Genomic DNA, 13,351 nt, shown 5'->3' on the forward strand with positions numbered 1-13,351 from the left:
TCAGCGCAAGCCCGGCCATAATACCGGTCTCACCCGGTGCAAAACAGCCGGTTTCGATCTGCGCCGCCGCGCAAATAGGTCGTCAACGCCAGTATTTCCGGTTCGGTCAAATCCTGGCGCAAGGGGACGCCGGGGAATTCCCGCGCCATCATGGCCTTTGCCGCCTCGGGCTGCTCGCCCTTGATCACCACGGTGAGATATCTTGCAACCGCCTTGACCTCGCGCCGCTCCTGAACGGTCCTGGGCTGCGGCAGCTTTGCCAGCGAACCGACCATCAGGTTCTCGAGCGCGACCCCGGCAAGCCGACGCTGGGCGGGATCGGGATCATCGACCATTGGGCGGTTCGCGTAGGTCAGTGCGGTCAAATAATAGTGCGCAGCGGCGATGTAGTCGCGGACCGCGGGCGGCATCGGCTTGTCATTGCGCAGCGGCATCAACCTGACGTCTCCGCCGGTGGCCGAAGCGAGATAGCAGCGCCAATGCTGCAGGGCGGAGAGATCGGACGCCATGAGGCCCGCGCGCAGCCGTCGCAATTTCTCGGGTGCAATCGTGACAAAGGCACGCGGCTCCTCGCCTGCGGTCCGACGCAACAAAAGCATGCCGTCGTCCACATCCAGCCGACCCTCGACCATCCAGGCACTGGTTGCGCTCACGCTGCGCGCGCGGATGATCGGATCGCCGCGCGGCGAGTCGATTCGGTTCGCGGCGGTACGGACGTCGCTGAAAAGGAGTTTGCTTCCGGACGCAAGGATCTGTTCCTTGCCGGTGGCGGGGGCCGAACCGGAAAGCGCGAGCCGTCCGGTAGCCACCAGCGGTGCATCGCTGCAGAGATTTTCCTTGGCGCAATAGCCGGGGTCGACACCATAGAATCCCATCATGCGGTTCTCGAACCGCCCGTCGCTCTCGATGATGAGAAGCTCCTCCATCGGCACGATGGTGCCGTCCCGCCACAGCGGCGGAAAGGCGACGTTGTCGACCGCGATCCACCAGCCCGCAAGGTGGGGCGGAACCGATGACTGCGCCGATGCCGATCCAGCGGCCGTCAAAACCAGCAGCGTAATGGGCGCCATCAACATGCGCCTGACATAGCGGAAGAGCGACATGACTGATCCCTATGGTTCCCGGCCCGCCGCAGTTCAGCTTCCACACGATTGGACCGCGTACGCGGGACCTGGCGACACCAATTGGTGATCGCTGTGGCTTGGTGGTTCGAAGAAAGGCGGCGACAGCGAAAAGGTTCCGCCGGACCCTCCTGTCGTCGGGACCGGCGCCGATGGTGCCTACTGGCCCCGGATCATGATCAGGGGATCGGCGCTGTCGGGCACCCGCCGCCATTGCGCATTGTCGTCGGCCTCGAACTGCCAGGTCTGGCCGCTGGCCGACATCAATATCATCCGGCCGTGATCGAGCCGCCACTGGTTAGGCGCGAACGCGGCCACCGCGGGATCGCAGCGCGGCTTCAAAAACACCTGGAAATTGTCGCCAGTCGCCTCGGTGTTGGTGAGGGTCAGGCCGCAGATGGCCTTGCCATTGCCGCGCACCATCGACCAGTCGCCGATCATCTGGTCCATGGATTTGGCGAGCGAGCGGGCGGCCGCCAGATTCTGCAGGATGTAGACGCCTTCGCCGGTCCGCAGCCCTTCGAAAATACCGCTCTCAACTTCGGTGAAATCGATCACCGGCTGGCCGGCGGCGTCCTGCATCCGCACGATATCGCCAAGGCCCTTGATATTCCAGGCGGTGATATCCTTGGTGAAGGGCAGCGCCGCCGCGCAGCCGGGCTCGAGCTCGAGCTTCAAGCCCTGCGGCGTCGCATCGCCCTTGAACGTGACGACGCAGGTCTTGCTGCGCTCGGTGGTCGCGAGCTCCCACTGGCCGACCATGTCCTTCTGCAGGTTTGGAGTCCCCTGCGACCGCGCCGGCGATCCAGGGTCAAGCAGAACGGCGAGCAGCGCCGATAACGCGGCAACTGCGACGCCCGGGCGGCAGCCAGCTTGCATCAGCGCCCCTTCATCGGTGTTTCCGGCACAGGCGTCAGCGGCGCCTTGCCGGCAAACCAGTTCTTGATGTTATCGACCACGAGCTGATCCATGGCATTGCGCGTTACCACCGAGGCTGAGCCGATATGTGGCAGCAGCACGACATTTTGCATCGCCTTCAGTTCATCCGGCACGCTCGGCTCTTTGGCGAACACGTCGAGTCCGGCCGCCAGGATCGTTCCCGATTTCAACGCCGCGACCAGCGCCTCTTCGTCGACCACGGAGCCGCGTGCCACGTTGATCAATACACCGCGCGGCCCAAGCGCCTTGAGGACGTCGGCGTTGATCATCTTCGCGGTAGAGGCGCCGCCGGGCACGATCACGATCAACGTATCGACCGCCTTCGCCATTTCCATCAGGTCGCCATAGTGCTTGTAAGAGACAGCCGATGACGGATTGCGCGAATGATAGGAGACCGGCACGAGCGAGGCTTCGAGCCGACGGCCGATCGCCTGGCCAATGCGACCCATGCCGACGATGCCGACCTTGCGGTCGCGCAGCGAGCCGACGCTCAGGGGATAGTTCTGGGTCTGCCACAGGCCCGATCGCAGATAGCGGTCGGCCTTGACGAATTCGCGCAAGGTCGAGATCAACAGCCCCATCGCGACGTCGGCGACCTCTTCAGTCAGCACGTCGGGCGTGTTGGTGACCACGACATTGTGTTCACGCGAATAGTTGCAATCGACGTGGTCGTAGCCAACGCCGAAGCTGGCGATGATCTCGAGCTTGGGAAAATGCGACAACGCCTTGGCGTCGGCCGGCACCGAATGATAGGTGACCGCCATGCCGCGGGTCTTGGCCAGCACGTCCGGCGTCAACCGTTCGAGATCCGCCCGGCTCTCCGCCTTGTGCAGTACATATTGGTCGGAGAAGCCGTTTTCGAGGATCGGCCTGATTGGCCCATAGACCAGCAAATCGATCTTTTCGGACGAAATATTCCCGGCAGCCATCAGTTTTCCTTTCGAAGCGCGCTTTCATGCCAGCGCCGCAGTACCAGATGCGAAATTAGCGCCAGCAGCCCATAGATGACAATCCCGGCGACGGAGAGCAACAGCAGAGCGGCGAACATTCGAGGAATGTTGAGACGGTAGCCGGACTCGGCAATACGGAACGCAAGGCCCGAGCCTGCGCCCGCCGTGCCGGCCGCGATTTCGGCGACCACTGCGCCGATCAGGGACAGCCCGCCTGCGATCCGCAATCCGCCGAGAATAAAGGGCAATGCTGCCGGCAATTTCAGGTAACGCAGCGTCTGCAGCCGCGACGCGCCATAGAGGCTGAACAGGCCGGCCAGATTGCGGTCGACCGAATTGAGCCCGAGCGTGGTGTTGGACAGCACCGGAAAGAAGGCGACGATCCAGGCGCAAACGATGACCGCGGTTTGTTGCTGCAGATAAATCAGCAGCAATGGTGCGATCGCGATCACAGGCGTGACCTGCAGGATCACCGCATAGGGAAACAGCGAATATTCCAGCCATTTCGATTGGTTGAACAACAGCGCCAGCGCAACGCCGCCGATGGCGGCGGCGATGAAGCCCTCCAGCGTGGTCAGCAAGGTGACGCCGAGGGATTCCGACAGCACCGGCCAGTCCGCGACCAGCGTCTGGAACACGGCTGATGGCCCCGGCAGCACATAGGGCTGGATGTCGTTGACGCGCACCACCAGTTCCCACAGCGCGATGCCGGCGGCAAGCACCACGACGGGTAGCAAAAAGCGAACAAAATCCCGTGAAGAACTCATACGCTTGTTGGCCCCGAATAGGAGGGCACCAGCGCCTGTGAGACCTCGCGGCAATAGGCGGCATAGCTGGCCGACATCCGGAAGTCCTCGACCCGCGGCTCCGGCGTGTCGATACGAAATTCGGCGCTGACGCGCCCGGGCCGTGACGACATCACGACCACGCGCTGCGACAGATACACCGACTCGAACACCGAATGGGTGACGAAGATGACCGTCATATTCAGCTTGCGCCACAGCTCCAAGAGATCGTTGTTGAGACGGAAGCGCGTGATCTCGTCGAGTGCGGCGAACGGCTCGTCCATCAGCAGGATATCCGGACGGGTGACCAGCGCCCGCGCCAGCGATACCCGCATCTTCATGCCGCCGGACAATTCGCGCGGGTATGCAGCGGCGAACTCCGACAGGGCCACCTGCGCCAGCGCCTCGCTGATCCGCCTGTCCGCTTCCGTCGGCGGCATGCCGGCAAGCTTCAGCGGCAGACGGACATTGTCCCGCACGCTGGCCCACGGCATCAGGGTCGGCTCCTGAAACACAAAGCCGATGGCATGACCCGCGCGGGTTTCGTTCGCGGGTTGCGAAACGCCGACCACACCTGAACTCGGCGTCGTCAGTCCCGCAATCAGCCGCAAGGCGGTGGATTTGCCGCAACCGGAGGGACCAAGCAAGGAGACGAATTCGCCACGCTTGACGTCGAGGTCGAGCGGTCCAAGCGCGGCCACGCCGTTGTCATAGACCTTGGTGACGTCACCAAGGCGCACCGCCATCGCATCGGCTTCAGACAAAGCGGGTCCGGCCATCACGCCTAGTTCTTCGGCCGCAGATTGAGGCCGACGCCCTTGTTGATAAAGCGCAGCGTATAGGCCTGGCGGTAGTCGATATCGCGGCGGACCACGCCGGCGCGCACCATCTTGTCGAAGAAGCTGGCGACGCGCGCATCGGTCATGGCGCCGATGCCGTCCTTCAAGGTGTCGCCGGAATCGACGATGCCGTATTCCTTCATCTTGGCCGTGGAATATTTCAAGAGTTCATCGGTCATTTCCGGATTGATCTTCTTGATCATGGCATTGCCCGGCGTGTTGTCGCCGTAGAGATAATTGTACCAGCCGATCATGGACGCATCGACGAAGCGCTGCACCAGGTCGGGCTTCTTGTCGACGATCTCGGTGCGCGTCTCGATCAGAGTCGAATAGGCGTTGAAGCCGTAATCGGCCAGCAACACGACGTTCGGCTTGAAGCCGGCGGCCTTTTCGACCGCATACGGCTCGGAGGTGACATATCCCTGCATCGCGCTTTGCTTGTTCACGATGAAAGGCTGTGAATTGAACGTGTAGGGTTTGACCTTGCTCTCGCTAAACCCATACTCGGACTTCAACCACTGGAAATAGCTTGCGACGCCTTCCTTCGACACCAGCAGCGTCAGCGGCTTGAGGTCTTCCAGTTTGCTTATCTTGAATTCCGGGTGGGTCAGAAAGACCTGCGGATCCTTCTGGAAGATGGCGGCGACCGCCACCAGCGGCACCTTGTTGGTGACCGCATCGAAGGATTGCAGCGTGTTCGCGCTCATGAAGAAGTCGAGCTTGCCGGCGATCAGCAGCATGCGGTTGTTGGTGTTGGGGCCGCCCGGCACGATGGTGACGTCAAGCCCGTAGTTCTTGTAGGTGCCGTCGGCGACCGCCTGGAAGAAGCCGCCATGCTCGGCTTCCGCGACCCAGTTGGTTCCAAACGAGACCTTGTCGAGGGTCTGCCCGCGCGCAGGCACCAGCGCGGCCACCAGCGCCAATAGGGCTGCGGTTAACGTTCGCGGCAAAAAGGCCGGGTTCATGGTTGGACTCCGTCGATCATTCTGGCCCATGATAAGGAGGGTGTGGACGTGGATCACGCCCCCAAGGAGGGAGATATCGTCCCTGGTTGACTAACAAACTACCCTGCAAATCCATTCAAAGAAACGCTTGGCTCGATGACTTCGCCTGTTCCGCCCCGCAACTGGACCGACATCCACTGGCCCGAGATCGCAGCCAGCGGCCCCGAGCGCTGGATCGCGGTGCTGCCGCTGGCGGCAACCGAACAGCACGGCCCGCATTTGCCTCTCGGTACCGACGTCATGATTGGCGAGGCCTATCTGGCGCGGGTCCGCGAGCTGCTGCCGGCGAGCGTTCCGGCCACGTTCCTGCCGCTGCAGCCGGTCGGGATTTCCACCGAACATATCGACTATCCGGGCACGCTGACGCTACCCACTGAAGTCGCGCTGAAGAGCTGGATGGCGCTCGGCGAAAGCGTCGCGCGCGCCGGCGTCAGGAAGCTCATAATGGTGACGAGCCATGGCGGCAACAGCGCGGCGATGACGCTGGTCGCGCAGGATCTTCGCGCGCAGCATGGACTGCTCGTGGTCACGACAAGCTGGTCGCGCTTCGGCGTCCCGGACGGACTGTTCTCGGCGGAAGAACTGCGCCACGGCATCCATGGCGGCGCGATTGAGACCTCGATCATGCTGGCGCGATATCCGCAAACCGTGCGCCAGGAGGCGATCATGGATTTTCGGCCCACCAGTATCGCGATGGAAAAGGATCATCGCTGGCTTTCCACGCAGCGGCCCGCGCCATTCGCCTGGCAGGCGCAGGACCTGCACGGCAGCGGCGCCGTCGGAGACGCTACCCAGGCCTCCGCCGAGAAGGGCGAAAAGCTGCTCGATCACGGCGCCCGCGCGTTCTGCGAATTGCTTGACGAGGTCGATAAATTCGACGTGAAGCGGCTGGCGACCGGGCCGGATTACATCCTCTAAGCGGCTGTTTTGACTGCCGAATAGTCTTCAATCCGGATTCCCGAAACTTCGTTCGAACCGGAATCGGGATGGCTCCGTCCAACTGGGTGCGGACCACGATGACCGCCTTACGGCTGCTCTCGTGGTTCCTGTGTCCGGCATGGCGCCTCATCCACCCTGTGCCGAACCCGACCCGCCCGGCTGTCCCCCCGGGCGGGTCACTTTTTTTGGGCCAACCATCCCTGCGCCACCGCTGTTGCAAAACTGTCATGTAGCAATGCCATCCAAGACGGACTCCATCGCCTTATTGTTGCGAATTAATTGCAACTGGGATTGGGGGTGTATGGTGCGTTTTCCCGATCTGGCTTTGAGCCGACGAATCGGGAAGAAGCCGACCGGGGGCGGCGGGGTTGATGACTTCATTTCTTGGGTGGCGGCAGGCGTTCAAATCTGCAGTGATGGTGCGAGACCGCAGCCCACTTCGCGCTCGAACAGGCCGCACCATGGGTTCGTACCACCAATCCCTGCAGCATGTTTTGGCTGGCGCCGCCGTCGGTGCCATGACGCTCGCCAGTCCCGTCCTGGCGGCCGATATGTCGCTCAAGGCGCCCGCGCTCAAGGCTGTCTACAGCTGGACCGGTTTCTATGTGGGCGGCCATGTCGGTTACGGCGCCGGCAGCCTTGGCCCGGGCACCAACACCGAGCCCTTGCAGGGCGTGTTCCTCCCCCACAGCGTGACTGGACTGACCGGCGGCTACCAGGCCGGTTATGTCAGGCAACTCGCCAACAATCTGGTGCTGGGTATCGAGGCCGACATATCGTTCGGCAGCCCGGTGGACATTCCGCGGCTCGCGCCGGCTCCGTTCGACGCCACCATTGATTATGTCGCAACCGCGCGCGGCCGGGTCGGCTACGCGATGGGAACGTGGATGCCTTACGTCACGGGCGGCCTCGCATGGGGGAGCACCCATGTCAGCCTAAACGACCTCGGGATCATCATCCCGCCGAAGCGGTACCTCACGCATGGCGGCTGGACCGCCGGGCTGGGCATCGAGGTGGCCGTCGGCGGCAACTGGACCGCCAAGGCCGAATACAACTACGTCGACCTGGCGCGGCGGACCTACGACCTGACCGACGTCGGATTGCCGCGCGTCAACGTCGATCCCAACATTCACTTGATCAAGCTCGGACTGAATTACCGGCTGTGGGAGACGCCGCCCTGGGCGGGCCCCACTCCGGTCGATGGACGCACCGCGCTTGCCGAGCCGAAAAACTGGAACGTACACGGGCAGACCACGGTCATCGCGCAAGCCTATCCCCGCATGCGCTCGCCCTATGAGGGCACCAACAGTCTTCCGGGCGGCGGCCAGGGCCGCCAGACATGGACTGCGGATGCATTCATTGGCTGGCGGCTGTGGCAGGGCGGCGAGTTCTATTTCAACCCCGAACTGGCGCAGGGTTTTGGCCTCAACAGCACGCTGGGCCTTGCAGGCTTTCCCAACGGTGAGGCCCAGAAAGGTGGCGCGCCCTATCCAAAATATCGTCCGCAGCGCTACGTCTTTCGCCAGACCTTCGGCCTCGGCGGCGAACAGGAAGATGTCACCGACGCTCCGATGCAACTCGCGGGCAAGCGCGACATCGACCGCGTCACGGTCACGGTCGGCCGTTTTGCGGTCGGCGACTATTTCGACGGCAATTCCTACGCCAAGGATCCCCGCGTCGACTTCATGAACTGGGCGATGTGGTCGGCCGCGGCTTACGACTTCCCTGCCGACCTTCCAGGCTTCACCCGCGGCGCGGTGGTCGAACTCAACCGCAAGGACTGGGCGATCCGGGCCGGCCTGTTCCAGGTCCCCAACGCGCCCAACAGCGACGTCCTCGTGTTCAAGTCCGGCGGCGCGGTGGTTGAATTCGAGGAACGTCACACGATCTTCGATCAGCCCGGCAAGCTCCGGCTCGGCATTTTCGGCAATCGCGGCAACACCGGCAGCTACCGAAACGCGCTGGGGATAGCAGCGGCGGACCCAACGCTCGATATCAACGACGTCATCGTCGGCATCCGGCGCGAAAACACCAAGTACGGATTCTACATCAACGCCGAACAGCAGATCATCAGGGATGTCGGGATATTCGCTCGCGCGAGCTGGAACGACGGGCGCAACGAAATCCTGTCCTTCACCGATGTGGATCGCAGCGTCTCCGCCGGGTTGTCGGTCAAGGGCAGCTATTGGGGCCGTCCAAACGACACGTTCGCCATCGGGGGCGCCGTCAATGGACTTTCATCTGACCATCGCGACTTCCTGGCGGCGGGCGGCCTCGGCCTCCTCATCGGCGACGGCCGGCTCAACTACCGCAATGAAAGCATCTTCGAGACCTACTACGCGTTCGCGCTCGACAAGACCTTCACCTTCACCGCCGACTATCAGCTGATCGCAAACCCCGCCTATAATGGCGACCGTGGCCCGGTCTCGATCTTCTCGGGCCGTTTGCACGGCGAGTTCTGAGCCCCGACGTCAGAAAAATCGGCATCGCGCCATCACGCCTGCTCGTCGGCGGCCCCATCGTCGATTCGTGTCGCCAATGTCTTATCGATACGCCGGCCGTCGAGATCCACGATCTCGAAGCGCCAACCCTGCGCCTCGACCTGCTCACCGACAGTCGGAATTGCGCCGAACTGCTGGAGCAGGAAACCGGCCATGGTCTGATACTGCCGCGACGACGGCAGAACGATCTGGAGCAAATTCGCAAATTCGACGGCAGGCATCCAGCCCGAGATCAGGTAGGAGCCGTCGTCCCGCTTCACGACCGCCGCTTCGGGAGGCCCCTCCTCCGTATGAAAACCACCGACGATCGATTCGAGAATATCGGCGCTGGTTACCACGCCCTGGAAGACGCCGTATTCGTCATGCACCAATCCCATATGCACCGCGGAGTCGCGCAGGATGGCAACGACATCCCTGGCATCCAGGAATTCGGGAATGATCGGCGCATCCCGGACCAGCTTCCGAATGTCCGGTGCTTGCCCAGACAGATAGCTGTCCAGCATGTCCTTGGCCTGGACAATGCCGAGCGCCGCATCCGGATCCCCGTCGAACACCACAAAACGGGAATGGTTGCGGCCGGCGAGCGCCGCGAAAATGACGTCAGGCGTATCCGCCAGATTGATCATGCTGACTTCCGGGCGGGGAGTCATGACGGCGCCGACCGGAAGATCGCCGAGACGCATGACGCCCGCGATCATTTCCTTCTCGCCGGGCTCGAGCACGCCGGCGTTCTCGGCCTCGACCACCAGGGTGCGGATTTCGTCTTCGCTGACCTTTTCTTCGGCTTCACCGCGGTGACCGAGCAGCCACAACAGCCCCTTGCCCGAGCGGTCCAGCAGCCACACCAGGGGCGACGAAATTTTCGAGAGCAGCATCATGTAGGGCGCCACGCGCACCGCCACCGATTCCGGGTCACGCAGGGCGATTTGCTTGGGCACCAGTTCGCCAATGATGAGTGAGGCGTAGGTGATGACGCTCACCACGACGCCGACGCCCATCGCGTCAGCCAGGCCTTTCGACAATCCGGATTCGACCAGCAGGCTGGTCAGGCGCTGGCCCAGCGTGGCGCCGGAAATCGCACCTGACAGCACGCCGATCAGCGTGATCCCGATCTGCACCGTCGACAGGAACTTGCCGGGATCAGACGCCAGCGCAAGTGCACGACGGGAACCCGTGACGTTCTTTTCGACCAGCGCGGCGAGCCGTGCCGGCCGCGACGAGACAATGGCAAGCTCCGACATTGAAAGCAGGCCATTGGTGATGATCAGGACCGTCACGATCCCGAGTTCCAGATAAAGCATTGTCTCCCTTTTTACGGGTGGTCATTCCAACATGGAGAGAGGCTTTATCAGAGCAGCGGGCCTGCGGCGAGTTATAGCTGTCGTCCCGAAGCCAATCTCCGTCGTCGTCCCTGCGAACGCAGGGACCCATAACCACAGGCGGTTGTTGCTGAAGGGAGGTGTGTTTAGCTCCGTCGCTCAACCGTTGGGCCGCGGCGTATGGGTCCCTGCGTTCGCAGGGACGACACGAGTAGTACCCTCACCCCACCGGCCGGAACGAATCCGCCCGGGCCATATCCCAGGCGTCGCGGAAGCGTGGGTCGCTGGTGCCGTCGATCAGCTCGCCCGGGCGCAACGGCGGATAAAGTTTCGCGAACGTCAATGTGTCGTTCGTGGAGGATCGCTGCGAGAAGTGGATCGGCCGTAGCTGCTGCGGATGGTCGAGGCCAGCGGCGGCGAGAAGTTCGGACAGGGCGTGCAGGGTGGCGTGATGGTAGCTGTAGACCCGCTCGCTCTTGAGTGGCACCACCAACGCGCGGGCGCGGAGCGGGTCCTGGGTGGTCACCCCCGTCGGACAACGGTCGGTATGGCAGCTCAGCGACTGGATGCAGCCCAGCGCGAACATGAAGCCGCGCGCCGAATTGCACCAGTCGGCGCCGATCGCCATCGCGCGCGCCATGTCGAAGGCGGTCGCAATCTTGCCGGCGGCACCAATGCGGATGCGGTCGCGGGCATTGATGCCGACCAGCGCATTATGGACGAAATTGACACCCTCGCGCATCGGCATGCCCAGATGGTCCATGAATTCCAGCGGTGCTGCGCCGGTGCCGCCTTCATTGCCGTCGACCACGATGAAATCAGGGTAGATCCCGGTCTGCAGCATCGCCTTGCAGATGGCCAGGAACTCCCAGGGGTGGCCGATGCACAGCTTGAAGCCCGCAGGCTTGCCGCCGGACAACCGCCGCATTTCACCGATGAAGGTCATCATTTCGAGCGGCGTCGAAAACGCGCGGTGAGTGGCCGGCGAGATGCAATCTTCGCCCATCGGCACGCCCCGGATCTTTGAAATCTCTTCCGAGACCTTGGCCGCCGGCAACACGCCGCCGTGTCCGGGCTTGGCGCCCTGGCTGATCTTGAGTTCGACCATCTTGATCTGGTCGTCGGAAGCAATGCGCGCGAACAATTCGGGATTGAAGCTGCCGTCGCGGTTGCGGCAACCGAAATAGCCGGATCCGATTTCCCAGATGATGTCGCCGCCGTTCTCCCGGTGGTAGGGACTGACGCCGCCCTCGCCGGTGTCATGCGCGAAGTCGCCTTTCCTGGCGCCTGCATTCAACGCGCGTACGGCATTTGGACTAAGCGCGCCAAAACTCATCGCCGAAATGTTGAACACCGAGGCCGAATACGGCTTGGTGCAATCCGGACCGCCGATGGTGACGCGAAACTGCTCGACGGCGCGAGCCTTCGGCGCCATCGAATGATGCATCCATTCATAACCGTCGCGATAGACGTCTTCCTGGGTGCCGAACGGCCGCTTGTCGAGCTGCATCTTGGCGCGCTGATAGACCAGCGCGCGGGTATCGCGGGAGAACGGCATGCCGTCCTTCTCGCTCTCGAAGAAATACTGCCGCATCTCCGGCCGGATCTCCTCCAGCAGAAAACGGATATGCGCGGAGATCGGATAATTCCGCAGCACTGCGTGGCTCTCTTGCGTGAGGTCGCGAATGCCGAGAAGGGTAAGCCCGCCGAAGACCACGATGGGAATCAGCAATATTTCCCACACCTTCAAATTTTGATCGAAGATGCCGATGCCGATCAGCAGTGCCGTGACGACCGCGCAGATCGTCAGCACGATGTAGCGTGGCGAGAACGGCATCAACAGCGTTTCCATGACATCCCCTCAGCCGGAATATTCTTGCGGAATATTCTTGTTCGCCAGTAGCTTAATCCAACCATTGGAATAAGCACCATACGATATACGGCCTAGCCGTCACGGACGTGAACAGGGGATCGCAAAAGATTTGCCGAAGCCGGCGGTGGTTGAATCAATTGATCGGAAGCTGCTTTTGCAGTGCAGCGTAACCGTCGTGTCTCAGTGGCTGTGCAGCCGCATTTCCCCGGGAATCTTGCCCTGTTGCGGGCCATGGTGGGCCAGCCACGCATCTGTCGTGGCAATCGCGCGGTCGATGTGATCGGCGGTGCGCGAAAAATCGTAAGGTGATCCCACCAGCGGGCACAGCGGCGGCACCACGAAATATTCGATGCCGGGGTCGAGGCCCTCCAGCTCAATGACCAATTGTCGCGCGATCAGCAGCGTCAGCGCGTGCAGCGCATTGGCGACCGCGCCGACGGGAGGTGCCTGCGTGGCGCAGGCGTGCCCGGTCGGCAGGATGATCAGCCGTTTGGCGCCTTTCTGAACGGCGACCTGGATCGGCGTGTTGCTGGAGATCGCACCATCGGCGAGATAGTAATTCTTGTAGGGGATCGGCGCGAAAGCGCCGGGGATCGCGGTCGAAGCGACGATCGCCTCCGAGGTCGAGCCTTCCGACAGCACAACGCTGTCGCCGGAAATGATGTCGGTGGTGACGATATGCACCGGCACCTTGGCGTCCTGCAGATTGCGATAGGGAATGTGGTCGTCGATCAGCTTGCGGATGCCGTCGTGGGAAATCAGGAAATCGCGGCGCCACAGAAAGCTCAGCACCGTGCGCCAATTCATCGGAAACACGTCATGCCGCGTTAGTCCGCGCCAGATGTCGCCCAGCCGCTCCACGCCCTTGAGCGTCGGATCGCCGGCATAGAAGGCGCCGTTGAGGGCGCCGACGCTGGAGCCGACCACCATATCGGCGGAAATTCCGTGGGCGGCGAGCGAATGCAACATGCCGACCTGGATGGCGCCAAAGCTGCCGCCGCCGGCGAACACAAAGGCGGTCTTCACCGGGCCGATCTGATCGCGTACCGACAACACGTGAACTCCCGATCGCCGCGTCGGC

The 13,351-nt window shown here is 62.6% G+C and carries 11 protein-coding genes; 2 read left to right on the top strand and 9 right to left on the bottom strand.

The annotated features are described in order from the left end of the window. Positions 1-29: 29 nt before the first annotated feature. From JQ611_RS19870 to JQ611_RS19895, 6 genes are all read right to left on the bottom strand, one after another. The gene (locus JQ611_RS19870; protein ID WP_212386631.1) at positions 30-1,103 is read right to left on the bottom strand and encodes a hypothetical protein; all 1,074 of its coding nucleotides are present in this window, start codon (positions 1,101-1,103) and stop codon (positions 30-32) included. A gap of 177 nt (positions 1,104-1,280) precedes the next feature. Further along, entirely contained in the window at positions 1,281-2,000 is a 720-nt protein-coding gene (locus JQ611_RS19875) for an AprI/Inh family metalloprotease inhibitor (RefSeq protein WP_212386630.1), read from the bottom strand. Next, positions 2,000-2,989, bottom strand: a complete 990-nt coding sequence (locus JQ611_RS19880) for a 2-hydroxyacid dehydrogenase (protein ID WP_212466359.1) — start codon at positions 2,987-2,989, stop codon at positions 2,000-2,002. Before JQ611_RS19880 ends, JQ611_RS19875 begins: the two co-directional genes overlap by 1 nt. After that, positions 2,989-3,777 (bottom strand): ABC transporter permease, encoded by a 789-nt coding sequence (locus tag JQ611_RS19885; RefSeq protein WP_212466360.1) that lies wholly within the window; start codon positions 3,775-3,777, stop codon positions 2,989-2,991. The genes JQ611_RS19880 and JQ611_RS19885 overlap by 1 nt, the downstream gene beginning before the upstream one ends. After that, positions 3,774-4,574: an ABC transporter ATP-binding protein gene (locus tag JQ611_RS19890; RefSeq protein ID WP_212386627.1), complete on the bottom strand. Its 801-nt coding sequence runs from the start codon at positions 4,572-4,574 to the stop codon at positions 3,774-3,776. The genes JQ611_RS19885 and JQ611_RS19890 overlap by 4 nt, the downstream gene beginning before the upstream one ends. Before the next feature lie 5 nt (positions 4,575-4,579). Beyond that, the gene (locus tag JQ611_RS19895; RefSeq protein ID WP_212466361.1) at positions 4,580-5,599 is read right to left on the bottom strand and encodes an ABC transporter substrate-binding protein; all 1,020 of its coding nucleotides are present in this window, start codon (positions 5,597-5,599) and stop codon (positions 4,580-4,582) included. Positions 5,600-5,734: 135 nt separating this feature from the next. Here JQ611_RS19895 and JQ611_RS19900 point away from each other — a divergent pair, with 135 nt between their 5' ends. Together JQ611_RS19900 and JQ611_RS19905 are read left to right on the top strand one after the other, a co-directional pair. Then, positions 5,735-6,556 carry a creatininase family protein gene (locus JQ611_RS19900; protein WP_212466362.1) on the top strand — a complete coding sequence of 274 codons (822 nt, stop codon included), beginning with the start codon at positions 5,735-5,737 and terminating at the stop codon, positions 6,554-6,556. Between the two features lie 482 nt (positions 6,557-7,038). Beyond that, positions 7,039-9,039: a carbohydrate porin gene (locus JQ611_RS19905; RefSeq protein ID WP_212466363.1), complete on the top strand. Its 2,001-nt coding sequence runs from the start codon at positions 7,039-7,041 to the stop codon at positions 9,037-9,039. A 32-nt stretch (positions 9,040-9,071) separates the two neighbouring features. Here the strand turns inward: JQ611_RS19905 and JQ611_RS19910 are convergent, their stop codons facing one another. The 3 genes from JQ611_RS19910 to JQ611_RS19920 all read right to left on the bottom strand — a co-directional run bounded on the left by JQ611_RS19910 (position 9,072) and on the right by JQ611_RS19920 (position 13,323). Further along, the gene (locus JQ611_RS19910; RefSeq protein ID WP_212265757.1) at positions 9,072-10,379 is read right to left on the bottom strand and encodes a hemolysin family protein; all 1,308 of its coding nucleotides are present in this window, start codon (positions 10,377-10,379) and stop codon (positions 9,072-9,074) included. A 238-nt stretch (positions 10,380-10,617) separates the two neighbouring features. Then, the gene (locus JQ611_RS19915; RefSeq protein WP_212265756.1) at positions 10,618-12,249 is read right to left on the bottom strand and encodes an FMN-binding glutamate synthase family protein; all 1,632 of its coding nucleotides are present in this window, start codon (positions 12,247-12,249) and stop codon (positions 10,618-10,620) included. 201 nt (positions 12,250-12,450) lie between these two features. Beyond that, positions 12,451-13,323 (bottom strand): patatin-like phospholipase family protein, encoded by an 873-nt coding sequence (locus tag JQ611_RS19920; protein ID WP_212265755.1) that lies wholly within the window; start codon positions 13,321-13,323, stop codon positions 12,451-12,453. Positions 13,324-13,351: the final 28 nt, after the last annotated feature.

Source organism: Bradyrhizobium sp. AUGA SZCCT0182 (genome assembly GCF_018130185.1).
Classification (GTDB): Bacteria; Pseudomonadota; Alphaproteobacteria; order Rhizobiales; family Xanthobacteraceae; genus Bradyrhizobium.